Genomic DNA, 25,495 nt, shown 5'->3' with positions numbered 1-25,495 from the left:
ACGTTCAGATTCGAATAAAGGTCGAAATTGCATTTGCAATTTGCCATCTCTACGGACTGTGATATTTTCGAGCTGTTAATACGTAACGATATAAGTTCAAGATTGGTTGAACGTCTCTACCAACTCCCTCTAAGAGTTGACTATTGGAACGAAATATTAACTGACAAAATTAACTCTAGTCAGTGGTAGTACGGGAAAATGGCAGCTCAATCTGGATCTTTCGAAATTCAATCTTCAACACGTGTAAACGGTCTAGCGATCGGTATTCTTTTTATCATTCTTGGCTCATCCAGCTATGGTATGCTTTCTACTTTCGTAAAGCTTGCTTACAAGCAAAACTTTACAACTGCCGAAGTGACAATGGCGCAGTTTGGTTGGGGGGCTTTGGTTCTTACGATCATGAGTCAGTTCCTTAAAAAAAGTTCTCCGAAACCGTCACGCTCCGATATTGTGAGTTTGATGATTGCAGGTATTCCCGTTGGGCTTACCAGTGTGTTCTATTATCTTGCTGTGAAATACATTGATGCATCCGTCGCCGTGGTCTTGCTTATGCAAACGGTGTGGATGGGAGTTGTGGTGGAAGCCTTTCAGAAAAAAACCTTTCCCAAAGCAGATAAAATTTTGGCGGTGGTCTTAGTTCTGTTCGGAACTTTACTTGCGACAAATGTGTTAGGTGCAACGAAAGTCTCGTTGGATATTCGTGGCGTGATTCTGGGGCTTATGGCGGCAATGTCTTTCAGTTGGACGATGTTTGCCACTAGCACGGTTGCGTCCCATCTACATTCCGTGAAGCGCAGTCAGTATATGCTATACAGTGGTTCATTCATTGTATTGGTCTTTGGATTACTTACCCAGATTTTGCCATTTTACTTGAATCTGCATTTAGTGGGTGAAGAATTCATCCGCAATCAAGCTTTTAATCCCAACATCTTTTTGACCTATGGTTTAATCGTAGCGATCTTTGGAACGATTATTCCGCCGATCATGTTGAATAAAGGTTTCCCGATTGTGGGGGTGGGTCTTGGTAGTATTTTGTCATCTGTTGAATTGCCATTTGCCGTGACGATTGCTTTTATTTTCTTGAATGAGACGGTCATTGCAAAACAATGGCTGGGTGTCGCCGTTATCATCATTGCGATTGTCTTATTGAACTATCGGATGATCTCTATTACAGGCTCCTCGCACCCTAGGACTCCATAATTGAAATAAAAAGGGCTGTTTAGCAGCCCCTTTTTATTTTACAAGATTTGATCGAAGCAGCTTTAGTAGAAGTACTTCATTTTGATTTTCACAACAGAGTCGTCACGCAACTCCACCGCGCATTTTGAAAATGCAGGTGCGCCCACAAGGATCGTTGGGTTGTTAGAGAAGCCAAAGCCTTCACGGGGATAACCCAAAACCGTATTTAGTTTTTTGTTTCCATCTTCATCATGAAGAATCGCCACCGCATATTTTCCAGCCGGCATATTATCCAGAGTGAATTCTAATTTAGAATTTTTTGGAACGGGAACATAAAGAGTTTTGATGGCTTTTTCTGCGTCACCAGGGAAAGCTCTTTGTTCTCTTTCATGAAAAACGCTAACGGCAGCAAAGCCTTTGGTATTTCTAAAGCCTTCGATGGTAACTGTGGCGCTGAATGCTTGAGGTGCTAGGGACAACAAAACCGTAAGAAATGCGATGAATTTCATGAATACTCCTTAAGCAGGTGTTCTTTCAAATTGGCGGCTCTCGGTCAATGTATTGCGGATTAAATTGAATCCATGATTTGTTGAGCAACTGACGCGGCGCAAAGGTCGCAATAACCGCATCAACAAGTTGCGTGGGTTTTAGAGTTATTGACAAGCCCCAGGCGAACCTTTAACCCCTGCGCATGCTTAAATTTACTTTGAATCTACTAATCATATTTTTGGCTATTCCTGCTTTCTCTTGTCCCGAACTTCAGGGCAATTTTGATTGTGCAACCCAGGATGATTCGGGTCCAGTGAACTCTTTTAGTATCGGTAAAGGTACTGAAGGTGGCCAGGTCATTTATCAAATCAATGGAACCAAGCTTGTTGCTAACGGTATTCCGGAAACTCGCAATAAGGGTGATGGATTTCCAACGACTTATACAACATCTTGCGAGGGTCAAAGTTTGCGCGCTCGCATGCAGACGCATGTATCCTCGGCTTTTTGTCCGTCATTGCCATTAGCGGTGGATTCCATCACTGTTTTCACGATTAAAGGAACCGACATCGAAATGGATGATCAGACGATTCTGTCTTGTCCAGATAAAGCTCCAACAAATATTCGCCACATCTATACTTGCAAACGTAAATAAGGAATTGAAATGAACACGCCTAAATTATCTGCTTTGTTCGCCGTCCTGGTCTTGTCATTGGCGGCCACTTCAGCGAATGCCTCTAAATTCCTTGTTTCCTTCAAAGAGCAAACTCGTGCGCAAGCTTTTAAAGCTCTGATCCAAAATTCATCAACAGGAATCAAACTTGATTCTGATCTTTCTGAAATTAAAGTTCTAGTGATCAAAGCAGAATCCCAAGAGCAAATACTGAAATATATTGATGCAAAAGATTTGAACTTCATCGAAAAACAAACTGTGTTCGCGGCTCCTCGTACGCAGCTAGCGGTCACAGCGACTTCCGGCATGCCCCGTATGACTTTAATGAGTGCGGAAGTTCCTGCATCCCCCGGTCTAAAAATGTTGAAGGTTCCAGAGGCGTGGGCCACGACACGTGGTAAAGGTGCTCGTGTGATGGTGATCGATACCGGTATCGATAAAAATCATCCTGCATTTGCAGGCCGTATTGAGCAAATGAAAAACTTTACTGAAGACGGTGATCCAACGGATGCGACTGATAAGGAAGGTCACGGTACCCACGTGGCTGGAATCATTGCAGGCCTGGCTTCCGTTGAAGCCGTGGGAGTGGCTCCAGAAGCCACTTTGTTGATCGCTAAAGTTTGCGGAGTTAAAGGGTGCACAAACGATGCAGTCCCAAAAGCGTTGGGTTGGGCTTACCGTGAAAAGGTTGACGTTGTGAATATGTCTTTAGGTGGTGGTGGAAGCGTGCCAGAAAGATTCATGATCAACCAATTGGACGGGATTCAAGTTCCCGTCGTTGCAGCCATGGGCAATAATGGGATGGAGGCGACTCCTTTGCCAGCTGGCTATCCTTCCGTTGAAGCAGTTGGTGCTGTCGATTTCGATGGTAAGCGGGCCGCTTTTTCTAATTGGAGTGCAGCTCTGGATGTCATGGCTCCAGGTGTAAGCATTCGTTCATCTGTTCCAATGGGAATGGGTCGTATGTCTGTTGCTAGCTTTCAAACCGAAGCGGGAACATTCCAATCTCTTCCATCCGTCACTTTCACGGGCGTTCCAACGGCTTCTTTAAACCAGTCTGCAGTGTATGCTGAGTTCGGTACAGTGGATGACCTTTCCAAAGTTGCAGTGGCAGGAAAAATCTTGGTTGTAAAACGTGGCAACTTGCCATTGCTTGATAAAATCAAAAATGCGGCAACCGCGGGTGCTGCTGCCATCATCATTGCGAATAATGATTCTGCATTAGTCAGTGGGTCCTTGACCGATGAACCCATCAAAATTCCAGTTATCATGGTGGAAACTGCCGCCGGTGAAAATCTGATCCTTAACCTGATGAAGTCTCCCGGTATGAATGTTCGCCTTGAGGTTCAAGCATCCGATTATGCGGAATTCAGCGGCACTTCAATGGCATCGCCGTATGTCGCGGGTGTGACCGCCTTGATGAGGGCAACCGTTCCGGGGCTTACCGCCTGGAAATTGCGCCAAATCATGGAAGGAACTGCAACACCTATTAAAACAGACATTCCAAACCAAACAGGTAAGGGCTTGGTAAATGCCAAAGCTGCCGTTGATGGCGCATACGCTGTTCGCAAAAAGTATAAAAAAATTAAGGAATAAGAATTAAGTTTTAAAAATTTCCCGGGGGAGCACACGGCCGTGATGCTCCCTTTTTTATTCTGCCTATTGTCGTGACAATTTACCTCTTCACAAGCTGAAATATGATGGAGGTGAGTATGCGCAATAAAACCGACGTTAAAATAGTTTCTGCCATTTTGGTCCTTGCAGTTCTTGCACTGGGTGTTGCCCTTTATGTGCGATTCAATCCGGCGGCTGTTCCAGAGACAGCAACAGAAGCGACTGCAACTCCAGAGCCTGCTTCAGGTGTAGCCAGCGATGACACATCAAGCAGCCCTCAGCATCCTGTCCCAGCTGCCAACGAATCTTCTGATGAAACAGTCGGTGGAGCCAAACCCGCAGCATTGACTCAGCAAAATATGGGGACAGAGATCGCAGCCCGTTGGAAATCTTTCTTTGGCAAAGAAGAGGGCCAAGAACTATTACGCCTTGAGAACTTCGTTCGACATTTCGTGCTGATGTTTGAAAACGCCACAGAAACTAAAATTCCCGCTCAGGCTTCGATTTTTGAATCTGTGAATGGTGATTTCAAAACGACGACCCTTGGTGATAAAGTTCAGATCAGTGAACAGAATTTCCGTCGTTACGATTCTTATGCAGAACTTTTGAAATCCGCAGATTTGAAAAAGCTCGTATCCTTCTACCAACGCATGTACCCCTTGTTGCAGGCAGGTTATGCCGAAATGGGACGCAAAGGTTATTTCAATGACCGAGTCGTCGATGTTTTGGACCAAATCATCGGTGCCAAGGACCCGAGCTTGGATACTTCGCTTGTGATCGATGGAGGGCGTTTTGTTTTTGAAGATGCAGAGCTTGAAGCAGCTCCGGCTGTGCAAAAAGTCTTATTCAGAATAGGTCCGGCCCATTCGGCTCTGGTAAAAGAGCGTATGAAGGAATTACGAGCGTTGCTTGTTAGTTCTCAATAAATCTTAGCAGTTATGTAGCGCCCGGGTGAGGGCGCTACGACTGTCTTTCTAATCACTGATCAAAATCTTCAGTGGAGTGCCCAGTCTCGAGCTTCTTCAATTTGTGCAGGCTGAAAAACTTTAATTTCAGGTTTGAAAAGTGGATCGATAGAGTCGGCAAGGACGCGAATCCATTTTTGATCGGCTACGACGGCGCATTTTTCCAGGCGGTTGAAAAGGCCCCAATTTTTTAGTCCAAATTGAATGTCCTTCATCAAGGCCGAAATTTCCACACCATCCAGGTTCTCTATAACTTCCACAAGGCGAATGCCTTTCCATTTTTCTAATCGGGGTTGGATTTTTTCTGTGAAAGCTTGAAACTCTTCTCGAGTGACTTTGCCTGAAACTTTGAACTCGATAAATTTTTGATCTCGATCTTCGCGGTAGGTCAACATTTTAACTCCCTTGTTGAATCAAAAGGTATTTTCGCAGGAATTTTCTAAAGTGGGACCTCATTGCAGTCAAATTTGCGATATTGCAGTCATCACCACCTGCATCATTTACTCTTTTAGAAACTGTTTTTCTGTCGACAAAGTATTTCGGATCGCTGAACGTATTTCTTCTGGAGCATTAAACGTATGAGTTGGATCGGAATATTAGCGTTTCTGATGGCGCAGTCTATGGCGAGTGATGTCCCTGTTTGTCAGACGGGGAGCCTGAATTCAGTACGCGTCGCTACTCTTAACTTGATGACGACAGAAGTATCTCATTCAAAGTTTTTCGGTACCTGGGAAAGTCGATCCACTGCTATTGCAGAATGGAGCTTCCATCAGCAAATTGACGTATTGGCGACTCAAGAAGGCACGGAAGCCATGCTAGAGTCCCTTTCCGCCAAGAATCTTAAACTCCAAAAAATTTTTCGTCCAAGGCCAGCCTCGGATTATAAGACCGAGTACACTACTTTGTTCTACAATCCCTGTAAATTTCAGCTGCTGGACCAAGGGGAGATTTGGCTGTCTCTAACACCAGATGTTCCAAATAGTGAAAGCTGGGGAACTTCCACAGCGCGCCGATCAGTATGGGCCCACTTACAAGATAAGCGGACCGGCAAAGACATATTTGTTTTCGATGCTCACTTTGACCATAAAAGCAAAATAGCTCGAGAAGAAAGTGCCAAGCTGATGCTTCAAAGTATCGATCGAATTGCAGGCAATCGCTCAGTGGTGTTGATGGGTGACTTGAATGTGAAGTCGGGTGAGCAGACCCAAGCATTGTTGAAGGCAAGAATGCTCGACACACGTTCGAGTTCAGTGACCCCACCTAAAGGTTCGGAAAGTACATTTATTATCGGTGGGTGGCGCTTTGATTATATTTTAACAGACGTCAACACGACGGCCTGTGCCTACGAAGTACAGATGCCTCGAACTAAATTGGGATTTTTGGTTTCAGATCACCAACCCGTGGTTGTCGATCTGGAAATTTAAGAGTGTTAGTAGGCTCGATTTAAGTTTATAGAAAAAGTAGTAGTCGAAGGAGTGTAATCTTCCCGTAATACCGAACGCGTGGCAGAGGCACTCATCGCTGTTGCAGAATCTATTTTTAATCCAGCACTTAGCCCCACTCGCAAAGTTCTTTGCCAGTTATTCTGATGAGCGCCATCGATTTTTGTTTCGCCGCCATAAGCATAAAAGCCGTCGCCAGCAACCCAAATGGTATTATTGATGTCGCGACTTAGATGGAGTTCCAGACCGTAAAGAAGGTCTTGGCTCAATCTCTCCCTATTTTTATATCCATCGTTGTCGGTGAATATCTGAACATTGGCATTGATGGCAAGAAGCGTGCGCCGGGAAAGATAAGTTCCGTACGAGAGCTGTGGTTTAAAGCTCCATCTATTTTTACCAATATTCAGAATGCTGTCCTCGTGATAAGAGCCGGTTGGAGCTGTAATGCCGACCGCTGCTGTTAAATAGTCCTCCGGTGTCCACTTTACAAACTGTGCTCGAGTCAAGGCAGGCGCTCCAAATAAGTTAGCGAACAATATGGTGTTAACATCACCCCAGCCCTGCGCGGATGTCGTCATGTTCGTACCGGTGATTCGCGCATCAACAAAACCATAAGGGACGATCAACTGGATGCCTCCAATTTTTCCATTGATAGCAAAACTGCGCGCATAACGAATGATTGGTACGTTTGCATTGACTGAAACTCCATCAATCGGCAGCGAAGGATCAATGGAGACTTCATTGTTAGAGTATGTGTAATATATAAAAAGCAGGTTGGTATCGAACGGTATGCTTTGCCAATCCCGCGCCCCATCCGCATAGGTTATCGAAGGCACTAGCAGGAGTAACCCAAGAAGCAGCTTGAAATAATCAAGACACCATCTGTGCCAGTGAAGTGCGCGAATGAATCACGATTCTTTATTAGTGCCCACCATTTATTTTTACATGAGGCCAAAAACATTTAGAACACATTTATCAACATACACGGTGCTCACGGCGTTGATACAGAATAGAGGTGTCTTGTGACAATAAATAAGGTATTTCTAAAAGAGCAATGTCTAAAGTAATTCTCACTCCAGCACAAGTGCGCGCGATTTGGCTGCAGGCTCAAGGCCTGGATCAGACGCATTCGTTTGGAAGTGGTAAAAGGGCTGTTGTTAAAGCCATCAAACACTTGGGGTACGTGCAGATAGACACGATTCACGTGATCGAACGTTCGCATCACCACATTTTGTATTCCCGCATTCCGGATTACAAAAGGTCTTATCTGCATCAGGCGCAAACTAAAGATAAAACAGTATTTGAATATTGGACTCATGCGCTGGCATATATCGCCACCGATGACTTTAAGTACTTCATGAACGATATGAAGCGCCGTAAGGATAATCCTTCAAGCTGGTATTCAGATGTCACAACATCAGATATCAAGAAGGTCGTCGCAAAGATTAAAAAAGAAGGACCTATTTCCATTCGAGATGTGAATGACGAAGAGTTGATTGAAAAAAATCACCCCTGGGCGAGTAAAAAACCATCCAAACGACACCTGCAAGCCGCCTTTAACGGCGGTGACCTTGTCATTTCGGAACGCGTGGGAATGTTAAAGAAATACCAACTAACTAATCGCCATTTCGGATGGAGCAAATGTCCCAAGGCTGCAAGACCCTCAGAGGTTTCTGAATACCACATCAATCGTGCTTTACAATCGCAAGGTGTCGTTAGCCTAGATTCAATTTGTTATATGGAAAAGGCAGCACATAAAAAAGAAATTTTAAAGTGCCTTGATGTGAAAGTTCGTAAAGGAGCTTTGCTGCCAGTGGAAGTTGAAGGCGTCCAGAAGCATCAGTTCTGGATTGATGGGAAGCTTTTAGAATCCGAAATTCCCGATGTAAGTCATTTGACCCATATTTTATCGCCCTTTGATCCGCTGGTTATCCAGCGTAAGCGCTTCAATATGTTCTTTGGCTATGACCATCGGTTCGAGGCTTATTTGCCCAAAGAAAAGCGCAAGTACGGATATTTCACTTTGCCAGTCATCATCGGCGATCAGGCTGTTGCTGTTTTAGATTTAAAAACGGATCGGCAAAATCGACAATTGTTAATCCAGCAGTGGAGTTGGTTGGCGAAACACAAATCAAAATCTAATAAACAATTGATTGAGGCCGAGTTAAATCGCTTTGAAAAATTCCAACTTGCGGCTGATTAGTTGGCAAAAGCGGTAGTTCGGTGTTAGCGTTTTACCTATGAAAACAAATTTATTATCACACAATCTTGCCGTCGAATTTCCTGAACTGGCTGATGCTATTCATCACCTAAAAACATCTGATGCTCATTTTCAAAAACTAATGCATGACCACGACAAAATCGATTCGCAAATCACAAAAAGCGAAGAGGGTTTAGAATTTCTGACAGACGAAGTGATGAAGGAACTTAAAATCAAACGCCTTCATCTTAAAGAGTCGATGCAAAAAGCGGCAGAGGCTTACAAGAAAAACTAATTACTCGCGGGGGGATGACTCCACCCCAGACTGAAAATTCATGGGACGGATGAAAATCCGTCCCAATTTGACACACGACTCTGGCGGCCCCTGTTGATCTGTTGGTACACTAAAGATCACTTCCGGGGGAATGGTTTGCAAAAAACAGTAACAATTATTAAATGGATGATCTTAGCGTCGTTGTTGGTGACCGCATTTGTTAATTGTGATGGTTTTGAGCTTGCTAACACTTTGAATGACGAACTTGAGTCAGGATCGTCGGATGTTGTATCCAGCGACAATTGCGTTTTGGCTCCCGCCCAATATCGAAACCCAAAAGGTATCGACGAGGTGACAAGTCTGATCAATGTGTTGCCTAAACCTTTAAGCATTCCCTGTCTGATAGAAAATCTTCCACAGCCATTGAAGGTTTATTCTTTCGAAAGCACCGGCAGTGCACAGCCTTCCGTTGATTCGAATAACCCAAGAATTTTTATTTTCGTTAATAACCTGATTGTCAGTGTAACCCCCAAAGGTATTGGGCGTGAATTGGTCGAGTTTAGTCAGGTTATTTCATCAACCGAGTCAGTAAAGGGCGAAATCAAGTTTCCAGTGGTTTCGGAACTTGATGTAGCAGCCCCCTACGATTCTATTCGGGAATCGTTCGGAACTAGTTGTCGTGTTTGTCATTTAGGGGAAAGATCTGTTTCTGGCTTTGCAGGCGAAGCCTACGCTTCACCAATACTTCGCCCTGGCTCCGCAGGGCGACAAACAGCTTTAAAAATGAAGCTACAAACGGCCAGCTGTGACGACTCAGACGATCCATCACGCTGTAAAATGCTTCGTTCAATATTTAAGAACGGAAACGCACAAGACGCCAACTTCCCTTAGGAAGTGATCACTATTTATTCTGCTTAAAAATATCGTCAATATTTGCATGAAGTTTCGAAGTAAGACTCTCCATCAAAGCCTTCGTAAAATCCTCAAGTGTATCCGCCGCTCCAAAAGTCTCCTCAAGCAACTCAGCCTCAGCAGTAAGCTCTTCAGAAGTGTCAGCTGTCAGCGCTAAATTTTTAGGATCCAAAGACTGAGACACAAAACCTCCGAAAAAAATAAAGTGAGCGAATGCGAACTTTTGGGGTCCCCAGCGCCATAAATGAAAAAAGCCTTTTGAAGCAATTCAAAAGGCTTTAAAATAACTTTAGAAAGTACTTCTGCGGAGCAGAAGTGTAGACAGCCATTTTTCCCAGCCAAAGGCTGGATAAGAAAAATGGTCGCCCAAAGCCTGTATTATGCGAACCTTTTCAACTCGTTGATTTTATTAAGATAAATTTTCAAATAAAGAAAGATAATTCGAGAGAATGTATCGAGCTTTATAAAAAAGGCATGACGTTAAGGGATGTCGCTAAAGAGCTTAATATCTCGAAAACGAAGGTCCGAGACCTGCTATTGAAGGCGGGCTTGGAACTTCGTCCTTCAAGTCCAACCCCAGAACAGGTGGCGCAATGGCGCATCCGGAAGACCAAGGCGCCGCCACCATTTGGCTACTGTTACTTCCAGGGTGAGCTAGTTAAGAACCCAATCGAATACGACGCACTAATGAAAATCCACCGCCATTGGAAGTTAGGCATGAACGCCAATGACATCACTCGATATCTGAATGGAAAGAAGATCAAGCCTCGAAAGGCCAAGGAGTGGCACAACAAGGCGGTCAAAAAGATCGTCGCACGTTTTGAATCTAAGAAAATTATTATCAAAGGAGAGAAGTTATGAACTTCACAAATATAATACTGTGGTCCTTCACGGTCGTATCAATGTGGGCGGTCGGTAAACACGTGAATGACATCCATGCCGCCATTTTAAAGGCCCAAGTTAGATTAATTTACGAATCACGAACTGAGACTTGGGGATCGCCAAGGCTTGGCGATCCCTTCTTGGCCGCGAAAGGAACTAGCGGCTTGGTGGGAGGCTACTTTTAAATTCTTTCAATTTCAATTGAATGGATTCGCGTGCCTCTCTGAACGCAGTGAGTTTATCATTCTCTGGCGCCGAAGCGGGATCTGGAATTGGCCAATGGAGTTTTTTGGCAGTTTTTGAGGGAAGCACGGTGCAGACCTCTTCAGCGCAAAGAGTGATTACATAGTCTAAAGAATTTAAAAAATTGGGAGAAAGGTCGGGAATCGACTTCGAAGTGTTGGCCGAGATGTCTATTCCAACTTCTTTCAATGCAACGACAGCAAAAGGTTGAACTACTCCACTGGCTGTGAGCCTGCACTTTCAATTTCCGCGGCAGACCCGAAAATTGATTTAGCGAGCCCTTCTGCGAGTTGGCTTCTGGCTGAGTTTGCTACACACAAAAATAGGATCTTCATGGGGCCTCCAAAGGCTGAGTTACATTTTTTTGAGGTCAACTTTGAGTTGATGTTCTTTGCGCTCACTGTAGCGATCTACCAAAAAATCACGAACATCACGAGTGAGATAAGTCATTCGTAAAAGCTCTTCTAGGACATCAACGACACGGTCGCGGTAAGAAGATTCCTTCATTGTACCATCTTCGTTGAATTCATTGTAGGCCTGAGGCACGGAAGACTGATTCGGAATAGTGATCATCCGCATCCATCTACCAAGGACTCTCAGGGTATTTACTGCGTTGAAGGATTGTGATCCGCCAGAAACTTCCATTACTGCTAGTGTGCGACCTTGTGTTGGGCGAACTGCTCCGATACTGAGGGGGATCCAATCAACTTGATTTTTCATCACGCCCGATACGTTGCCATGCATTTCAGGTGAAACCCATACTTGTCCTTCCGACCACTGGCTCAGTTCTCTGAGTTCCGTCACCTTGGGGTGGGTATGAGACTCTTGATCGAATAGCGGAAGATCTGCGGGATCGAAGAATTTCACCTCTGCACCCATGTAAGAAAGGATACGTCCAGCCTCAGCAGCTAAGAGTCTTGAGAAGGATTTCGGTCTGAGAGAGCCGTGGAGGATTAGAATTTTTGCCGCGTGAGTTGATGAAAGTATTTGGTGTGCGTCAGGTTTAAGAGCAAATTTCTCATCTTTTAAAAAGTTAGATTCATTGTTCATGCTGATTCTCCTAAACTTTGACTGTGGAGGAAAAATATTTTCTTTTAATCCACAAAGACACTGAAACCAATGCGATCAAAACAGGTACTTCCACGAGGGGGCCAATGACCGCCGCGAATGCAGCCCCATGACCAATCCCAAAAGTGGCAATAGCGATTGCAATAGCTAGCTCGAAATTATTCGAAGCGGCCGTAAAAGATAAGGTCGCGGATTGTTTGTAGTTAGCTCCTGTTTTCTTGCTCATCATGAATGAAAATAGAAACATGATTACGAAGTAAACGGCGAGGGGAATCGCGATGCGAACGACATCGAGAGGAAGTTGAATCATTTGTTCGCCTTTAAGGGAGAACATTAAAACGATCGTTAAAAGAAGTGCTATCAACGTAACGGGACTAATTTTTGGCAGGAATATAGTCTCGTACCAATTATCGCCATTTTTCTTGCGTAAAGTTTTTCGAGTTAAATAGCCTGCGACGAATGGAACACCAAGATAGAGAAGAACGGAATGAGCAACTTCAGACATTGAAAGATGGATTTCGGTTTGCTGAATGCCTAGCCAGCCAGGAAGGACTTTTAGAAAGAAGACGGCATAGGCGGGAAATAGTAGTATTTGAAAAATAGAATTAAATGCGACAAGCCCGGCACAATACTCGGGACTTCCTTCGGCTAATTCATTCCAAACTAGTACCATTGCAATACATCGAGCCAGTCCAATTAATATTAAACCAATCATGTATTCCGGATAGTCTTTTAAGAAGACTAAAGCTAGAGCGAACATTAACGCTGGTCCCAGAATCCAATTCTGCACAAGCGAGAGAGTCAGAATTTTTTTATTCTGGAAAACGAATTTAAGTTCTTCGTATTTCACTTTGGCTAGGGGAGGATACATCATTAGTATGAGGCCAATTGCAATTGGAATAGACGTGGAGCCAACGCTCATCTTATTCAGGGCAGGTACAATTCCTGGAAAGAAATATCCAAGGGCCACACCGAAGAACATCGCAAGAAAAATCCAAACAGTTAAGTAACGGTCTAAAAAGGACAGTTGTTTTGTTTTCATCAGCATTTCCCTTCAAAACAGTCTGTGATTCGACAGCAAGCAACTGCTTCTTTGCTATCTTCACAAGCACGATCAATTTTCTTAAGTGCAGTTTGAATTTTTTGGAGATCTCGAATCTTTTCTTCGACCTTCATTAGCTTAGTCCCAGCAAGTTTTTGCACGTCTCCACAAGTTGCCTTAGGATTCGTATTAACTTTTAGAAGCTCTTGGACTTCTTTCAGAGTAAAACCAAGCTCTTGAGCTCTTTTTATAAATCGAATTGTTTGAACATCCGCTAGCGGATACTGTCGATAACCAGCTTTTGCAGAAGGCTTTTTTATAAGACCCTTGCGTTCATAGAAGCGAACTGTTTCTACTCCGACGGAGGCTTCAATTGCTAGTTTTCCGATGGTAAGTGTTTTCATATCTCAATCTTAAACTCCGTACTATGGTACGGAGTCAAGTTTAGGTTTTTAAGGCTTTGAGATGGCCAGGATTCGAAGTCCGCCCCTTAAAACAATGATCGCTATGATTAGACCGACGATCAAGTCTGGCCAGTTAGACTGTAGAAGCCAAACTAGGGCGCCAGCTATGATAACTCCGGCGTTCGCAATAACGTCATTTGTTGAGAAAATCCAACTCGCTTTCATGTGTACTTCGCCGTCGCGATGTTTTGAAAGTAGCCAAAGACAAAAGGTGTTTGCGATGAGTGCAACTGAGGCGACTCCCATCATCAGAAACTCTTCGGGTTCACTGCCGAATGCAAGTCTGCGGGAAACCTCCACTAAGGCACCAACGGCCAGTATAATTTGGAGATATCCACTCAGGTGGGCGGCTTTCTTTTTTAGTTGGATTGTCTTACCAACTGCATAAAGGCTAAGGCCGTATACGGCAGCATCTGCGAACATATCAAGAGAGTCGGCAATCAATCCAGTTGACTGGGCGTAGAGGCCTATTGAGAGTTCGACAATGAACATAAAGCCATTAATTGCAAGAAGCTGCCGCAAGACTGTTGCTTCGGACGCTGCAGTTTTGCTGTCTACTTCTGCCGGGCCGAGTAATGCTTCTTCCATTTCTGAAAGGTCCCGTGAATTTGAAATCTTCGCGCCAAACCCCAACGGCTCTAAAGCCCTTAGAAGATTAGTAGAATCTCCTTCGTGCGAGATGGTTAGTTGTCGAGACTTGAGATTAAAGGCCAAATCCTTGATAGCATCATTGCCATCAAGTGCCATGCGAATGATTTTCTCCTCAGATGGGCAATCCATCTGAGGAATATCAAAGACTGTCTGTTTCAAATTAAGGCTCCCTAGTGAGTCTCTGCTTTTTCTTTAGCTTGTGCGGCTTCGTATTTCTCATTCACTTCCCAACATTGAGACTTTCTAAATTCTTTATTGAGTCTTCCTTTTTTTTCTGCACATTTATGAGCTTCTTCGTTGTTTGTTGCTTTGGGGCAGTCCTTTTTGCAAGCGGCGACCACGTCAGCGCTTTCTTGTGCGTAAGATGAAAGTGAAATGAGAAGGGATGTAAGTACTAATAGGCTTTTCAAATGTGACTCCTTTTTTTGATTTTCATTAAGGTACGGTTTATTGACATTACTAACATACTTGCACTATGATGCAAGTATGCACTCAATTAATATTGAACCTACGGCGCTGCTTCAAGCAATAGCGGATAAAACAAGACTACGGATTCTTCGCATTCTGGTGTCTCTTCCTAAAGAGGAGGCTTGCCTATGTGATTTAACGGATAGCCTACAGGAACCAGAGTATAATGTTTCAAGGCATCTCAAAGTTCTAAGGAATGCGGGACTCTTAAGTTCTCGCAAAGATGGGCGATGGGTGTATCAGAGTTTAAGCTCTGAAAAATCAGTGAAGCCATTTTATAGGCTCATCGCCGAGATTCCAGATCTAGATCAAACATTCGCTAAAGACTTAAAACGTTTTAAAAACGAGCTAGCAAAGCGTTCCAACAAACTTTGTACCAAAGATGGATCGGATTTTGAGCGTCAAGCACCTCGTTCACCTCGCAAAGTAACCGTATGAAAAAGACTATAATTGCTCTATCGTTTTTCTTTTCTATTCAAAGTCGGGCCTCATGCCCCGAACCACTGAAGTCAGGATTTGATGCTTACCAATGTATTTTCGAGCAAAGTCCCGGGATGCAAGCGTTACGCTTTAGGGAGGATGAGGTTAAAGCCCTCTCTGCAAAAGCAAAGCAAATCCCGAATCCTGAGCTTGATGCCGGTCTGGAATTTACTGGCGAGAAGAAGCTCGAGGTAAGTCTACTTCAGCCATTTGAAATCGGAGGCAAAAGAGGTTCTCGTGTAGAGCGAGCCCAAGCCGAAGCTTCGTTTTTGTCGGCAAAAGATCTTGAGACGCGCATAGAAGCTTCAAATGCGGCTCTTGAATCATTAATTCGTCTTAGACAGCTTAAGGCTGAAGCTGATTTGGTCAAAGATAGTCTTTCAATTCTTGATCGAGTGAATCGAAAGTTGAAATCTCGACCAGCTCTGTCGCCGGAGCAAAAAACGACACTTCGTTTGTTCTCTACATTTGAAAAGACTTTGCTTTTTAGAAAACTCAATATCGAGAAAGATGTCCAAAAAACAAATGCATTTATTGAAGGCGCCATTGGAAGGCCCATCACTAAGAATGATCATCTTGATGTAGCAGCTTTTAAAAAGTGGCCAAGTCTTGATTTAGCAACAGCCTCCACGCAAACGACAGCTCTTAGGACTTCAATGGCCGAATTGGAGCTTGCAAAATCAGAAATGAAATTGGCTCAGAGTGAAAGTTGGCCGGATTTTCGAGTTGGACCTAGTTTTGAACGCCAGCCTGATGAGAGTGAGGCGTCGTGGGGTATAAAAGTTGGAGTGACTATTCCTCTTTGGAATATAAATGGTGCTGGCAAAGATCTCGCTAAAGCCCGCATGAATTCTGCGCAAGCGATGCATGAATCAACCAAACGTCAACAAATGAGTCAGATCAATAGTCTTCAGAAACAATATGAAGACTTGATAAAAATATTGAGAGAAATGGAGCCGGTAACTGAGCTAACTCGCTCTGTTAAGGATAGTGAGCGGCTGTTTGATAGATCTCTGATCTCTCCCGCATCACTTATTGAGATGTATCGCTCGACTTTCGAACTTATCGAAGAAATTCATAGAAACGAAATTCAGGCAATGCTGATGTGGTCAACAGCCGAAAACTTGAAAGGTTCATTTCCAAAGGAACTACCATGAAATATTTTTTACTTGTTGCAATGATTCTTTTCACTTTTAAAGGTTTTGCAGAGGAAGCGGAAGAAGGAAAAAAGGGCAGGGTTGGCCCTGGAAAAGCTGTGATTGAAGCCTCCGAAAAAGAAGGTCTTAAGCTTTCAGAAAAGGCACTCAATAATCTGGAGCTCGAGTTTTTGAAGGTCGCTGAAAAATCCGCTTTGGTAGTTCCAGCTTCATCGTTGGTTCACTTTCAAGATTTCTCTGCTGTTTATAGAGAACGGGCAGGGTGGTTTAAGATGGTAGAAATTGAGCCAGGTATTCAAGGATCGCTCGCTCATTTTACATCGAAAGATATTTTACCTGGGGATCGAATTGTAATTAAAAATGCTGGGCTGATTCGAGTTATAGATCTCGACGTATTTGGGCCTGAAGCTGATGCTTGCGCGGATTAATTTATGATAAATCGAATTATTCATTTCTCTGTCTATCATCGTGGCGTAGTTCTTTTTATGACCGCGCTTCTCGCGGGTCTGGGCTGGTATAGTTTTAGCCATCTTTCAATTGATGCAGTTCCGGATATTACTGATACCCAAGTTCAAGTATTTTCAACTATTGGAGGCCTGTCCGCTGAAGAAGTTGAAAGGAATGTTACCTTCCCTGTTGAAAACTCTATGGCGGGTATCGCGGGTGTTAAACAGGTTCGATCACTAAGTCGCTTTGGGCTGTCAGTTGTAAATGTTGTTTTTCATGATGGTGCAGATATTTATCGCGCGCGCCAAATGGTCTCTGAGCGCCTACAAGGGCTCTCAAATGAGCTTCCGAAAGGAGTTCATCCAAAGTTAGGTCCAATCAGCACGGGACTTGGCGAAGTCTTCTTTTATTCAATTGAATCTAAAAATCCTGAAAAGGGCGAAAAACGATTAGCGCAATTGATGGAAGAAAGATCCATTCAGGAGTGGTATGTAAAACCACGACTCTTGACTGTTCCTGGAGTTGCTGAAATCAACACAATCGGTGGTTTCGAAAAGCAATATCATGTCCAGCCAGATCCTGTGAAGCTTGCTCGCTATGGAATTAGTTTTCACGAAATCGTAGAGGCACTCAATGCCACCAACCAAAATGTTGGCGGCGGCTACATTCAACAGACAAGTGAGCAATTTTTAGTTCAAGGAAGTGGCCTTCTTTCTGATATTGATGAGATTGAAAATACCCCTATCAAGAATTTGGATGCACTCAAAACGATCCTTATCAAGGACGTTGCAAAGGTCACACTCGCTTCTGAGTTGAGAACGGGTGCTGCAATTATCGGTTCAAATGAAGCAGTTCTTGGAACTGTGCTCATGCTAATGGGGGAAAATAGCCGTGATGTTTCAATTCGTGTAGCTGAGCGCCTTGAGGAAATCAAAAAGGGTTTGCCAGAAGGAATGGAAATCAAAGTGCTTTATGATCGCTCCGAGCTTGTGAATAAGACGCTTGGGACGATTGAACACAACCTGCTTTTCGGTGCGAGCCTGGTGATTATTGTCCTTTTGCTTCTATTGGGTAATATCCGTGCTGCCGTTATCACGGCGTTCGTAATTCCATTGTCGCTGCTCATAACTTTTATTGCGATGAAGTATTTTGGTATCTCTGGAAATCTTTTGAGCTTGGGAGCATTGGATTTCGGGATTATCGTGGATGGCGCGGTTATTGTTCTAGATCATAGCGTGCGAAAAATTCACGATGCTGTGAAGGCCCGCAAGCGTAGTCTGACAAAGGAAGAAGTTCAATCAACGGTCTATGAAGCAACTGTGGAGATTCGAACTGCAGCTGGTTTCGGAGAGCTTATTGTTGTAGTGGTTTTCCTTCCTGTGCTTGCTCTTGCTGGTATTGAAGGCAAGATGTTTAAGCCGATGGCAGCAACATTTGCTATTGCGGTGTTCTCAGCACTCATTTTGTCATTTTCTACCGTTCCAGCTCTTGCAAGTCTTTGGCTGGGCGGAAGTGCAAAAGAAAAAGATCCATGGTTAATGAGGCAAGCAGAAAGACTTTACCGCCCAGTGCTTAATTTCTTCTTAAAGCAGCGAGCTATTACGATTGGTATGGGTATTTTGTCAGTCGTCGTAGCCGGTATAGTCTTTACGACTCTCGGAGGCGAGTTCGTTCCGCAAATGGATGAAGCTTCAAGAACGATTCAGTTTGTGAGACCAGTTAATATTGGTTTGGATAGATCAATTGATCTTCAAAGGAAGTCGCAAAAAATTATCGAGGAATTTCCACAAGTAGAATCTGTTTTTAGTCGCATTGGTACAGGTGAAGTTGCAACTGATCCGATGGGAGTAAATCTTTCCGACACATTTGTGATGTTTAAAGATCGGTCACTGTGGCCCAAAGATAACGGCGCAAAAACTTGGTCCCAAGTTACACAACATATCGTAGAGAGGTTGGAGGAAGAGATTCCCGGACAACGCGTGCTTGTCAGTCAGCCTATCCAAATGCGTTTTAACGAAATGCTAGAGGGTACAAGAGCCGATATCTCCGTCAAAGTATTTGGTGACGATATGGAGAAGCTAACTGAACTGACCCAAAAACTTGCAGACGTCATTCGTAAAGTTCCTGGAGCAGGAGACGTAGAGGCGGAGATGCAGGGAACATCACCTATTCTGAAAGTCAGCCCTGATACAGGTCTGCTTGCAAATCTTGGAGTACCAAAGCGTGAAGTTTTAGAAACGGTACAAATCGCCCTGGGCGGTGAAGAGGCCGGTTATCTGTTTGATGGTGTGAGACGCTATCCTATTCTTGTTCGTTTGAATGAGGATGATCGTTCGGACTTAGTGAAGCTAAAGACTCTTCCCGTGCAGATTGGAGAGCGCTCTACAATCCCTCTTAAGCAAGTCGCTTCGATACAGTTTGATGAGACTTATGGCGTTATCAATCGCGAACAATCTAAGCGTAGAGCGGCTGTAATGATAAATCCGCGTGGAGTGGATACAGAAACATTCGTCAAGAATGCTCAAACGGTTGTGAATAAGGAAATGAAGCTTCCACCTGGTTATTATTTGGAGTGGGGTGGGAACTTCCAAAACCTTCAAGAGGCGCGCGCAAGGTTAATGATTTTTGCTCCAGTGGCGCTTTTCCTTGTTCTTGCGATGGTATTCTGGGCATTTGGAAATGTTATGCAAACCATTTTGGTTTTTGTCGGAGTTCCACTTGCGTTGGTTGGTGGAGTTTTGGGCCTTAAGCTTAATGGTCTTCCATTTAGTATTTCTGCAGGGATCGGATTTATTGCTCTCTCAGGTATTTCTGTTTTGAACGGTGTAGTTCTTGTTAATTGCTTCAATGATTTACAACGCCAGGGACTCAGCGGTCTTGAACTTGTGCGAAGAGGGACATCTTTGCGAATTCGACCTGTATTGATGACTGCTTTAGTTGCCATTTTCGGCTTTATACCGATGATGCTTTCAACGGGTGTCGGGGCTGAAGTTCAGCGTCCTCTAGCCAGCGTTGTGATTGGGGGATTGTTTTCTGCAACAATCCTGACATTGGTGGTATTGCCAGTACTGTATTTGATGTTCGAGCGGTTTATGAAAACCGAGACTTTGAAAAACTCAGATAAGTAGAGTGGGAAAAGGGCTGCGGTTTACCGCGCCCTTTAGTTTTTTTATTTAATATGCAAGTTTCCTTTAAGCATATCCATCCCGCAAGCATAAGGGAGATTGCCTTTGTCGAGCTTTCCTATATCAAATGTCACTGTTTTATTTAAGGGAAGATCTTTTTTAATCTTTTTTGACGGAATTTGTAATTCGGTAGCACAAGTAGCATCAGTCTTTCTAGTTACCTTGAGTATGACAGGAACCCCGGCCTTTACATCAATTTGACTTGGCTCGAACCCATTTTCGGTTACTGAGATTTCTATGATTTGTGCAGGCGTAACATCCTTTGCTGCAAAAAGGCTTGGGCCTGCAAATACAACGGCAATCAAAAACATTATACTTTTCATTTTTGTTCTCCCATAAAATTAAATTTGATTTTGAATTGTTCTTTGGACTTCCAAATATAGTAAATAACTGGATAGATCAGTAGCTCTAAAAGGAATGAAGTGATAAGACCTCCGATCATAGGGGCCGCTATTCGTTTCATCACATCAGCGCCAGCTCCCACTGACCACATAATAGGAATTAGTCCTACAAAGAGGGCAGAGACAGTCATTAGCTTTGGTCTTACGCGGTGAACGGCCCCTTCGATGATGGCATTTTTCAGATCTTCATGATTATTCATCTGGCCTTTACGAACGTGATCCTCATAGGCCAGATCTAAATACATCAGCATGAAAACGCCTGTTTCTGCATCGAGCCCCATTAGTGCGATCATTCCTACCCATGCAGCAATCGACATATTGTATCCCAAAGCCACCAGTAGCCATACAGCCCCAACGAGGGAAAATGGGATAGCAAGAAGGATAATGCCCGTTTTAGGCCAGGATTTTGTATTTAGATGAAGGAGAAAAATTATGAGCAGAAGTGTCAGTGGAATGACGATTTTGAGACGCTCTTTTACGCGTTCCATATTTTCAAACTGACCGCTCCATGAGATTAGATATCCTTCTGGAATTTTCAGTTGTTCTGACAAAGCTTTTTTTGCCGTATTTACATAAGATCCGATGTCTACTTTATCGGGATCAATGTCCACATAAACATAGCCTACGAGTTGGGCATTTTCATCCCGAATCATCGAAGCGCCTTCCACGTAATGAACCTTTGCTATTTGTGAAAGTGGTATTTGCGCTCCGGTTGGAGATGAAATCAGAACCCTTTTAATAGATTCAATATCCTGCCTGAAAGCTGGGGCGAACCGAACCTGAATTGGATAGCGCTCTCTAGAGGAAAGAGTTTGAGAAACGTTTTCACCGCCGATAGCTGCCATCGCCTGATCTTGTGCATCCTTTAGAGAGAGACCGTATTGTTGAAGCGAATTTCGGTTAAAATCAACATCGAGGAAATAACCACTGGCAATGCGCTCGGCGACGACTGTGCGGGTTCCATCTAGAGGCTTTAAGATACGCTCAATGTTCTGGCCGATCTTTTGTATTTCTCTTAAGTCTTTTCCAAAAATTTTCACACCGATGGGACTGCGGATTCCAGTGGAAAGCATGTCGATTCTGTTTTTAATTGGCATCGTCCAAATATTGGGCATACCAATGAACGCGAGCTGCTCATTCATTTCTTCGACAAGTATTTCTTCACTAATGGTCTCAGGCCAAATTCTCTCAAATGGTGGTTTCAAAAAATTTGGTAAAAAGGAATACCAACGGTCGAACCTTCTCCATTCTGATTTTGGTTTTAAGACTATGGTTGTTTCCACCATGCTAATCGGAGCTGTATCTGTTGAGGTCTCGGCTCTTCCTGCTTTTCCAAAGACGGTGTCTACCTCGGGGAAGGATTTGAGTATCTGATCCTGGGTTGTTAAAATCTTTTGTGCCTCACTCACAGAAAGCCCGGGAAGTGCAGTCGGCATATACAGAAGACTTCCCTCATGAAGAGTCGGCATGAATTCAGAGCCTAGCATCATAAAGCCTGGAATTATGGATAAGACGCCCACAAATGCTAAGGAGAGGGTTGTTTTTTTGTGATCAAGCACCCAGTGAATGGCAGGCTCGTACCAAGCAAACAAACGACGGCTAATGGGATGTTTATGTTCGGAGTAGTAGGTTCCGACAAGAGTGGCGTCGCCAATCTTATTAAGCCACGGATAAGGGCCTTTAAATTTGTCTGCTCTCGCAAACATCATTCGCATAGCAGGATCAAGAGTGATGGCCAAAATCGCAGCAATTGCCATTGCTAAGTTTTTTGAAAGAGCTAAAGGGCGAAAGAGACGGCCTTCTTGGTCCACGAGAGTGAATATAGGAATGAAAGCAACAGCAATCACTAAAAGAGAGAAAAAGACCGAAGGCCCAACTTCTTTTAAAGCCTCTAGACGGACATGAAAGAAGTCCTCCTTTCGCCCGCCCTCGTCCCAATGTTGAATTTTCCGATAGGCGTTCTCTACCTCAACGATGGCTCCGTCGACTAACACCCCAATAGAAATTGCGATACCTGCAAGGGACATAATATTTGAGCTTTGGCCCATGAGATAAAGTGGAATGAATGCAAGAAGGACAGAGATGGGAATGGTAACAATGGGAACCAAGGCAGATGGAATGTGCCATAGAAATATTAGAATGATAATGCTAACGACAATTAGCTCTTCGACGAGAGTTCCACGTAAAGTCTTGATAGCTCGGTCAATAAGGTCTGAGCGATCATAGACAGAGATGACTTTGACTCCTTCAGGAAGGGTCTTTTGGATGTCGGTGAGCTTGTCTTTAACTCTTTGAATTACGGCAGGTGCATCTTCTCCTTGGCGCATAACAATGATTCCGCCAACTGCATCGCCAAGACCATTAAAGTCAGTGATTCCTCGACGTATTTCAGGACCAACAGAAACTGTAGCAACTTGTTTTACTAAAATAGGGGCTCTACTTTTTAAGTTGTAGGTGACGACAGCTTTTTCAAGGTCCTCAGTGTTTTCAACAAGACCTCTGCTTCGAATCATCGCTTCCGTTCCAGAATACTCGATAGTTCTAGCGCCGCTTTCTTGATTGGCATTTTTTATGGCATCCATGACCTGTGAAAAAGTCACCTGATAAAGATCAAGTTTTCGGGGGTCAACTTTGACTTGATATTGCTTAACAAAGCCACCGACCGAGGCGACTTCGGCCACTCCGGGAACTGATTGAAGCTGAAAGCGAAGATTCCAGTCTTGAAGGCTGCGAAGCTCTGCCGGATTTAATTTTCCTGATTGATCTTGTAGAACATATTGGTAAACCCAGCCCACACTCGTGGCATCGGGCCCGATTTCTGTTTTAACTCCTTGAGGCAGTTGAGAGGAAATGCGATTGAGATTTTCAAGAACGCGACTTCGCGCCCAATAAAGATCAGTTCCATCCTCGAAAATAACGTAAACGTAAGAGTATCCGTAATCTGAAAAACCACGAACGGATTTTATCTTTGGCGCTCCTAAGAGAGACGATACAATAGGATAGGTGACTTGATTTTCTACCACATCAGGAGAACGGTCCCAGCGTGAATAGATAATGACTTGGGTATCTGAAAGATCAGGAATAGCGTCGACAGGAATGCGTTTGAGAGAATAGTATCCAATTGCCATAAAAATGGCGACCACCGTAAGGACAAGAAAACGACTGTGCGCCGAGAACTCAATAATTCTTTTAATCATTGTGAAGTTCCTCTGATTCTTGCTTCAGAATCGATAAGGAAGTTTGGACCACTCGAAATCTCTTCGCCTTCAAGAAGTCCGTCAGTGATTTCATAATAATCTTGAGAGTGCGCTCCCAATTTTACAGCTCTTGCGGTTAATACATTATCCGACGAGAAAACATAGACTAAATCTTGCGTCCCAGTGTGTAAGACGGCGCTTTCTGGTATTGCAATTCTATTCTTGAGGGCAATTTCAATGCTGCCCTCAAAGGTTGCTTCGGCAGGTACTGATCTACCGTCGCTAAGTTGTCCAACAACTCGTACGGTGCGGCTGCTGGGATCAATGATGCTATCAATATATGTGATGATTCCATTTAGGATTTCATCAGGTCGCGAAGGAGATATGCCTTTAAATTTCAAACCGGATTTTAAAAAACCAAGATCTTGTTCGTAGACCTGGAAGGATACACTGCGAGAAGAGTTAAATCGTCCTCCAACGGGAAGTTTGATTGTGAGATCCATTTTTTCAACTTTGTGTTTTGTAACGCCAACTAAGGATAAAAGGTTTGGAGGCGATACCACATTGCCGCGACTTTGAGTTAGCGCATTTTTTGCAGTTTGGATTTCCGCAGCCTTTGCCTCCACCTTTACAAGATCCATATGACAAATGGGACATTTGCCAGGCTTATCTATATGGATAAACGGATGCATGGGGCAGGTAAAGTAGGAGCTTCCTTCAGCCATACTGATTGTGGACTTCGTAACTTTCGCTTTTGAAGCGAGATACTTTTTGCCTATCCAAAAGCCGACTACAGCGAGAATTCCAATTATTATAAGAAGTTGTTTCTTACTCATTTGCAGCTCCCGAAATGGGTATCCATTTTTCTAATTCCGAAAGACTCTTTTCGTAGGACAAGCGAAGGTCCAGCACTTTGAGTTGTAAATCGCTGAAGGTCTCCATGGTTTCGCGATGATCCTGGAGGGATTCCATGTCTCTTGGAGCAATATTGTTAATTAGCTGCATACGCTTGTGTGCTTTTGGAATTATTTTTTCTTGCAAGGTAGTCAGTTGTTTTCTTATAGAACGTGCGCGGGTCCAAGAAATTGACCTTAAAGAATTGGTCTCTTGCTTCATTTTTTCATACTGTAGTTCTGCTTCGTGCCTTTGAGCGCTGGCCTTTTTTACTTCAGATGAAGGCTCCCAAGCGAAAAGGAATGGTAAGGTCATGCCTACCATAATTTCGGAGTATTGAGGCATCATCTGAGTGGCGCCCATTTCTTTATAAGAGAGTGTGAAGTCGGGAAACCATGATTGCTTTGCTTCGGATTCACGCGTAGTCAAAGTTTGAAGTTGGAGCTCGCTGACTTTTAGCTGAGGAAGATCTATTGTGGATTCGGGTTCTGCTGGAAGAGAGCTTAGGGGTGGCTCCTCAGGCTCAGGAATTTTAGTAGAAGAGGGAAGATTCATCAAGACGGCCATCTTCAATCGTTTTTCTTCTAAATCTTGATTAGCAGTCTCAAGATCATTTTCTAAAAGGTCGAGATCAGATTCCGTCTTGAGCAAGTGAAGTTTCAAGCTGCTGTCTGAACGGACTCCCGAGCGAGCGAGTTTAAGGTGATTGGAAAGAATTCTATTTCGTTGTTTTAGAATTAGTATTTTTTCAGAAGTGGCCCAGTATTCGTAAAAAGCCAGTATTGCTTCACTTTGCAATTCTTTCTGCTTTGTTGAAAATACGAGTTTCTGAGTTTGAGCTTCGAGGTTTCTTGACGACTTATCTTTAATGAGTTTCCCGGGGAATGGGATCATTTGCGAAACTTCAAACCCCTGAGCGGAACTACCTTCTTTTTCTGTCAGTTTAGAAATGCTGACCATAGGAGGTGGTAAGCCGATGGCAGAGCTTTGTGCTTCGGCAGACTCTAGCTTCGCTTGTTCTACTTTTAGGTCAAGATTTTGAGCCTGTACCTTATCTAGAAAGGCGTGAATGCTCAGCTTGTCCTCCGCGCTAGCGAAGGGAGAAAGAAGTGTTAGCTTTAGAAAGAGTACCATGAAGATTCTCATAACTGACAATAGGAGATGGGAAGCA

At 43.8% G+C, this 25,495-nt stretch carries 29 protein-coding genes and 1 riboswitch; of the genes, 14 read left to right on the top strand and 15 right to left on the bottom strand.

Annotated features, from left to right (window positions below):
• Positions 1 to 66: 66 nt before the first annotated feature.
• Positions 67 to 163, top strand: a riboswitch (purine riboswitch).
• Positions 164 to 198: 35 nt separating this feature from the next.
• Positions 199 to 1,200, top strand: coding sequence for an EamA family transporter (locus B9G69_RS04925; protein ID WP_088616640.1), 1,002 nt, complete (start codon positions 199 to 201; stop codon positions 1,198 to 1,200).
• 62 nt (positions 1,201 to 1,262) lie between these two features.
• Here the strand turns inward: B9G69_RS04925 and B9G69_RS04920 are convergent, their stop codons facing one another.
• Positions 1,263 to 1,688 carry a DUF2141 domain-containing protein gene (locus tag B9G69_RS04920; RefSeq protein ID WP_088616641.1) on the bottom strand — a complete coding sequence of 142 codons (426 nt, stop codon included), beginning with the start codon at positions 1,686 to 1,688 and terminating at the stop codon, positions 1,263 to 1,265.
• Positions 1,689 to 1,870: 182 nt separating this feature from the next.
• On the opposite strand from B9G69_RS04920, the gene B9G69_RS04915 reads away from it, so the two are divergent.
• The 3 genes from B9G69_RS04915 (at position 1,871) to B9G69_RS04905 (ending at position 4,878) form a co-directional block, all read left to right on the top strand.
• Complete coding sequence (locus B9G69_RS04915; protein WP_088616642.1) at positions 1,871 to 2,320, top strand: hypothetical protein; 450 nt, start codon at positions 1,871 to 1,873, stop codon at positions 2,318 to 2,320.
• A gap of 9 nt (positions 2,321 to 2,329) precedes the next feature.
• Complete coding sequence (locus B9G69_RS04910; RefSeq protein ID WP_088616643.1) at positions 2,330 to 3,934, top strand: S8 family serine peptidase; 1,605 nt, start codon at positions 2,330 to 2,332, stop codon at positions 3,932 to 3,934.
• 116 nt (positions 3,935 to 4,050) lie between these two features.
• Positions 4,051 to 4,878: a DUF3014 domain-containing protein gene (locus tag B9G69_RS04905; protein ID WP_176400996.1), complete on the top strand. Its 828-nt coding sequence runs from the start codon at positions 4,051 to 4,053 to the stop codon at positions 4,876 to 4,878.
• Positions 4,879 to 4,946: 68 nt separating this feature from the next.
• Here the strand turns inward: B9G69_RS04905 and B9G69_RS04900 are convergent, their stop codons facing one another.
• Positions 4,947 to 5,312 carry an STAS/SEC14 domain-containing protein gene (locus B9G69_RS04900; RefSeq protein WP_088616645.1) on the bottom strand — a complete coding sequence of 122 codons (366 nt, stop codon included), beginning with the start codon at positions 5,310 to 5,312 and terminating at the stop codon, positions 4,947 to 4,949.
• Positions 5,313 to 5,495: 183 nt separating this feature from the next.
• Here B9G69_RS04900 and B9G69_RS04895 point away from each other — a divergent pair, with 183 nt between their 5' ends.
• Positions 5,496 to 6,341, top strand: a complete 846-nt coding sequence (locus tag B9G69_RS04895; protein ID WP_088616646.1) for an endonuclease/exonuclease/phosphatase family protein — start codon at positions 5,496 to 5,498, stop codon at positions 6,339 to 6,341.
• A gap of 5 nt (positions 6,342 to 6,346) precedes the next feature.
• Here the strand turns inward: B9G69_RS04895 and B9G69_RS04890 are convergent, their stop codons facing one another.
• A complete protein-coding gene (locus tag B9G69_RS04890; protein WP_217897729.1) occupies positions 6,347 to 7,195 on the bottom strand; it encodes a transporter in 849 nt (282 codons plus the stop codon).
• A gap of 218 nt (positions 7,196 to 7,413) precedes the next feature.
• Between B9G69_RS04890 and B9G69_RS04885 the strand changes: the two genes are divergently transcribed.
• The 3 genes from B9G69_RS04885 to B9G69_RS04875 all read left to right on the top strand — a co-directional run bounded on the left by B9G69_RS04885 (position 7,414) and on the right by B9G69_RS04875 (position 9,724).
• Entirely contained in the window at positions 7,414 to 8,562 is a 1,149-nt protein-coding gene (locus B9G69_RS04885; RefSeq protein WP_088616648.1) for a winged helix-turn-helix domain-containing protein, read from the top strand.
• Between the two features lie 37 nt (positions 8,563 to 8,599).
• On the top strand, positions 8,600 to 8,854 hold the full coding sequence (locus tag B9G69_RS04880) for a YdcH family protein (protein WP_088616649.1): 255 nt from the start codon (positions 8,600 to 8,602) through the stop codon (positions 8,852 to 8,854).
• A 135-nt stretch (positions 8,855 to 8,989) separates the two neighbouring features.
• Entirely contained in the window at positions 8,990 to 9,724 is a 735-nt protein-coding gene (locus B9G69_RS04875; protein WP_088616650.1) for a hypothetical protein, read from the top strand.
• Between the two features lie 10 nt (positions 9,725 to 9,734).
• Here B9G69_RS04875 and B9G69_RS04870 read toward each other — a convergent pair whose 3' ends face one another.
• The gene (locus B9G69_RS04870) at positions 9,735 to 9,929 is read right to left on the bottom strand and encodes a hypothetical protein (protein WP_088616651.1); all 195 of its coding nucleotides are present in this window, start codon (positions 9,927 to 9,929) and stop codon (positions 9,735 to 9,737) included.
• 290 nt (positions 9,930 to 10,219) lie between these two features.
• Between B9G69_RS04870 and B9G69_RS04865 the strand changes: the two genes are divergently transcribed.
• Both B9G69_RS04865 and B9G69_RS04860 read left to right on the top strand, forming a co-directional pair.
• Positions 10,220 to 10,606, top strand: coding sequence for a recombinase family protein (locus tag B9G69_RS04865; RefSeq protein ID WP_088616652.1), 387 nt, complete (start codon positions 10,220 to 10,222; stop codon positions 10,604 to 10,606).
• The gene (locus B9G69_RS04860; RefSeq protein WP_088616653.1) at positions 10,603 to 10,812 is read left to right on the top strand and encodes a hypothetical protein; all 210 of its coding nucleotides are present in this window, start codon (positions 10,603 to 10,605) and stop codon (positions 10,810 to 10,812) included. The genes B9G69_RS04865 and B9G69_RS04860 overlap by 4 nt, the downstream gene beginning before the upstream one ends.
• Here B9G69_RS04860 and B9G69_RS18170 read toward each other — a convergent pair.
• From B9G69_RS18170 to B9G69_RS04825, 7 genes are read right to left on the bottom strand one after another with little or no spacing between them, the layout of a single operon-like run.
• A complete protein-coding gene (locus B9G69_RS18170; RefSeq protein ID WP_254916995.1) occupies positions 10,784 to 11,059 on the bottom strand; it encodes a hypothetical protein in 276 nt (91 codons plus the stop codon). The genes B9G69_RS04860 and B9G69_RS18170 overlap by 29 nt on opposite strands.
• A gap of 23 nt (positions 11,060 to 11,082) precedes the next feature.
• Positions 11,083 to 11,205 (bottom strand): hypothetical protein, encoded by a 123-nt coding sequence (locus B9G69_RS18165; protein WP_254916996.1) that lies wholly within the window; start codon positions 11,203 to 11,205, stop codon positions 11,083 to 11,085.
• A gap of 19 nt (positions 11,206 to 11,224) precedes the next feature.
• Entirely contained in the window at positions 11,225 to 11,920 is a 696-nt protein-coding gene (gene arsH, locus B9G69_RS04845; protein ID WP_088616654.1) for an arsenical resistance protein ArsH, read from the bottom strand.
• A 10-nt stretch (positions 11,921 to 11,930) separates the two neighbouring features.
• Positions 11,931 to 12,980, bottom strand: a complete 1,050-nt coding sequence (arsB, locus tag B9G69_RS04840) for an ACR3 family arsenite efflux transporter (RefSeq protein ID WP_088616655.1) — start codon at positions 12,978 to 12,980, stop codon at positions 11,931 to 11,933.
• Positions 12,980 to 13,384, bottom strand: coding sequence for a MerR family DNA-binding protein (locus tag B9G69_RS04835; RefSeq protein WP_088616656.1), 405 nt, complete (start codon positions 13,382 to 13,384; stop codon positions 12,980 to 12,982). The genes arsB and B9G69_RS04835 overlap by 1 nt, the downstream gene beginning before the upstream one ends.
• Before the next feature lie 48 nt (positions 13,385 to 13,432).
• On the bottom strand, positions 13,433 to 14,254 hold the full coding sequence (locus B9G69_RS04830; RefSeq protein WP_176400997.1) for a cation transporter: 822 nt from the start codon (positions 14,252 to 14,254) through the stop codon (positions 13,433 to 13,435).
• Positions 14,255 to 14,265: 11 nt separating this feature from the next.
• A complete protein-coding gene (locus B9G69_RS04825; protein ID WP_088616657.1) occupies positions 14,266 to 14,505 on the bottom strand; it encodes a hypothetical protein in 240 nt (79 codons plus the stop codon).
• A gap of 76 nt (positions 14,506 to 14,581) precedes the next feature.
• On the opposite strand from B9G69_RS04825, the gene B9G69_RS04820 reads away from it, so the two are divergent.
• From B9G69_RS04820 to B9G69_RS04805, 4 genes are read left to right on the top strand one after another with little or no spacing between them, the layout of a single operon-like run.
• Entirely contained in the window at positions 14,582 to 15,001 is a 420-nt protein-coding gene (locus tag B9G69_RS04820) for an ArsR/SmtB family transcription factor (RefSeq protein ID WP_088616658.1), read from the top strand.
• Entirely contained in the window at positions 14,998 to 16,200 is a 1,203-nt protein-coding gene (locus tag B9G69_RS04815) for a TolC family protein (protein ID WP_088616659.1), read from the top strand. The genes B9G69_RS04820 and B9G69_RS04815 overlap by 4 nt, the downstream gene beginning before the upstream one ends.
• Positions 16,197 to 16,628, top strand: a complete 432-nt coding sequence (locus tag B9G69_RS04810) for an efflux RND transporter periplasmic adaptor subunit (protein WP_088616660.1) — start codon at positions 16,197 to 16,199, stop codon at positions 16,626 to 16,628. The genes B9G69_RS04815 and B9G69_RS04810 overlap by 4 nt, the downstream gene beginning before the upstream one ends.
• A gap of 3 nt (positions 16,629 to 16,631) precedes the next feature.
• On the top strand, positions 16,632 to 19,775 hold the full coding sequence (locus B9G69_RS04805; protein WP_265437984.1) for an efflux RND transporter permease subunit: 3,144 nt from the start codon (positions 16,632 to 16,634) through the stop codon (positions 19,773 to 19,775).
• 41 nt (positions 19,776 to 19,816) lie between these two features.
• Here the strand turns inward: B9G69_RS04805 and B9G69_RS04800 are convergent, their stop codons facing one another.
• The 4 genes from B9G69_RS04800 to B9G69_RS04785 are packed head-to-tail and all read right to left on the bottom strand — an operon-like array spanning position 19,817 to position 25,470.
• Positions 19,817 to 20,155 carry a cupredoxin domain-containing protein gene (locus B9G69_RS04800; protein ID WP_088616662.1) on the bottom strand — a complete coding sequence of 113 codons (339 nt, stop codon included), beginning with the start codon at positions 20,153 to 20,155 and terminating at the stop codon, positions 19,817 to 19,819.
• Positions 20,152 to 23,430 (bottom strand): efflux RND transporter permease subunit, encoded by a 3,279-nt coding sequence (locus B9G69_RS04795; protein WP_088616663.1) that lies wholly within the window; start codon positions 23,428 to 23,430, stop codon positions 20,152 to 20,154. The genes B9G69_RS04800 and B9G69_RS04795 overlap by 4 nt, the downstream gene beginning before the upstream one ends.
• Complete coding sequence (locus tag B9G69_RS04790) at positions 23,427 to 24,266, bottom strand: heavy metal-binding domain-containing protein (RefSeq protein ID WP_088616664.1); 840 nt, start codon at positions 24,264 to 24,266, stop codon at positions 23,427 to 23,429. The genes B9G69_RS04795 and B9G69_RS04790 overlap by 4 nt, the downstream gene beginning before the upstream one ends.
• Complete coding sequence (locus B9G69_RS04785) at positions 24,259 to 25,470, bottom strand: TolC family protein (RefSeq protein WP_088616665.1); 1,212 nt, start codon at positions 25,468 to 25,470, stop codon at positions 24,259 to 24,261. The genes B9G69_RS04790 and B9G69_RS04785 overlap by 8 nt, the downstream gene beginning before the upstream one ends.
• Positions 25,471 to 25,495: the final 25 nt, after the last annotated feature.

This window comes from Bdellovibrio sp. SKB1291214 (genome assembly GCF_002209355.2).
In the GTDB taxonomy this organism is placed as follows: domain Bacteria; phylum Bdellovibrionota; class Bdellovibrionia; order Bdellovibrionales; family Bdellovibrionaceae; genus Bdellovibrio.
The sequence above is the reverse complement of the archived record's forward strand: the minus strand, read 5'-3'. Positions and strand labels throughout refer to the sequence as shown.

Excerpts from the sequence above, each read along its gene's own strand:
- B9G69_RS04925 (WP_088616640.1), top strand. The coding sequence starts at position 199 with ATGGCAGCTCAATCTGGATCTTTCGAAATTCAATCTTCAACACGTGTA.
- B9G69_RS04920 (WP_088616641.1), bottom strand. The coding sequence starts at position 1,688 with ATGAAATTCATCGCATTTCTTACGGTTTTGTTGTCCCTAGCACCTCAA.
- B9G69_RS04915 (WP_088616642.1), top strand. The coding sequence starts at position 1,871 with ATGCTTAAATTTACTTTGAATCTACTAATCATATTTTTGGCTATTCCT.
- B9G69_RS04910 (WP_088616643.1), top strand. The coding sequence starts at position 2,330 with ATGAACACGCCTAAATTATCTGCTTTGTTCGCCGTCCTGGTCTTGTCA.
- B9G69_RS04905 (WP_176400996.1), top strand. The coding sequence starts at position 4,051 with ATGCGCAATAAAACCGACGTTAAAATAGTTTCTGCCATTTTGGTCCTT.
- B9G69_RS04900 (WP_088616645.1), bottom strand. The coding sequence starts at position 5,312 with ATGTTGACCTACCGCGAAGATCGAGATCAAAAATTTATCGAGTTCAAA.
- B9G69_RS04895 (WP_088616646.1), top strand. The coding sequence starts at position 5,496 with ATGAGTTGGATCGGAATATTAGCGTTTCTGATGGCGCAGTCTATGGCG.
- B9G69_RS04885 (WP_088616648.1), top strand. The coding sequence starts at position 7,414 with ATGTCTAAAGTAATTCTCACTCCAGCACAAGTGCGCGCGATTTGGCTG.
- B9G69_RS04880 (WP_088616649.1), top strand. The coding sequence starts at position 8,600 with ATGAAAACAAATTTATTATCACACAATCTTGCCGTCGAATTTCCTGAA.
- B9G69_RS04865 (WP_088616652.1), top strand. The coding sequence starts at position 10,220 with ATGACGTTAAGGGATGTCGCTAAAGAGCTTAATATCTCGAAAACGAAG.
- B9G69_RS04860 (WP_088616653.1), top strand. The coding sequence starts at position 10,603 with ATGAACTTCACAAATATAATACTGTGGTCCTTCACGGTCGTATCAATG.
- B9G69_RS18165 (WP_254916996.1), bottom strand. The coding sequence starts at position 11,205 with ATGAAGATCCTATTTTTGTGTGTAGCAAACTCAGCCAGAAGCCAACTC.
- arsH (WP_088616654.1), bottom strand. The coding sequence starts at position 11,920 with ATGAACAATGAATCTAACTTTTTAAAAGATGAGAAATTTGCTCTTAAA.
- arsB (WP_088616655.1), bottom strand. The coding sequence starts at position 12,980 with ATGAAAACAAAACAACTGTCCTTTTTAGACCGTTACTTAACTGTTTGG.
- B9G69_RS04835 (WP_088616656.1), bottom strand. The coding sequence starts at position 13,384 with ATGAAAACACTTACCATCGGAAAACTAGCAATTGAAGCCTCCGTCGGA.
- B9G69_RS04820 (WP_088616658.1), top strand. The coding sequence starts at position 14,582 with ATGCACTCAATTAATATTGAACCTACGGCGCTGCTTCAAGCAATAGCG.
- B9G69_RS04815 (WP_088616659.1), top strand. The coding sequence starts at position 14,998 with ATGAAAAAGACTATAATTGCTCTATCGTTTTTCTTTTCTATTCAAAGT.
- B9G69_RS04810 (WP_088616660.1), top strand. The coding sequence starts at position 16,197 with ATGAAATATTTTTTACTTGTTGCAATGATTCTTTTCACTTTTAAAGGT.
- B9G69_RS04805 (WP_265437984.1), top strand. The coding sequence starts at position 16,632 with ATGATAAATCGAATTATTCATTTCTCTGTCTATCATCGTGGCGTAGTT.
- B9G69_RS04800 (WP_088616662.1), bottom strand. The coding sequence starts at position 20,155 with ATGAAAAGTATAATGTTTTTGATTGCCGTTGTATTTGCAGGCCCAAGC.
- B9G69_RS04795 (WP_088616663.1), bottom strand. The coding sequence starts at position 23,430 with ATGATTAAAAGAATTATTGAGTTCTCGGCGCACAGTCGTTTTCTTGTC.
- B9G69_RS04790 (WP_088616664.1), bottom strand. The coding sequence starts at position 24,266 with ATGAGTAAGAAACAACTTCTTATAATAATTGGAATTCTCGCTGTAGTC.
- B9G69_RS04785 (WP_088616665.1), bottom strand. The coding sequence starts at position 25,470 with ATGAGAATCTTCATGGTACTCTTTCTAAAGCTAACACTTCTTTCTCCC.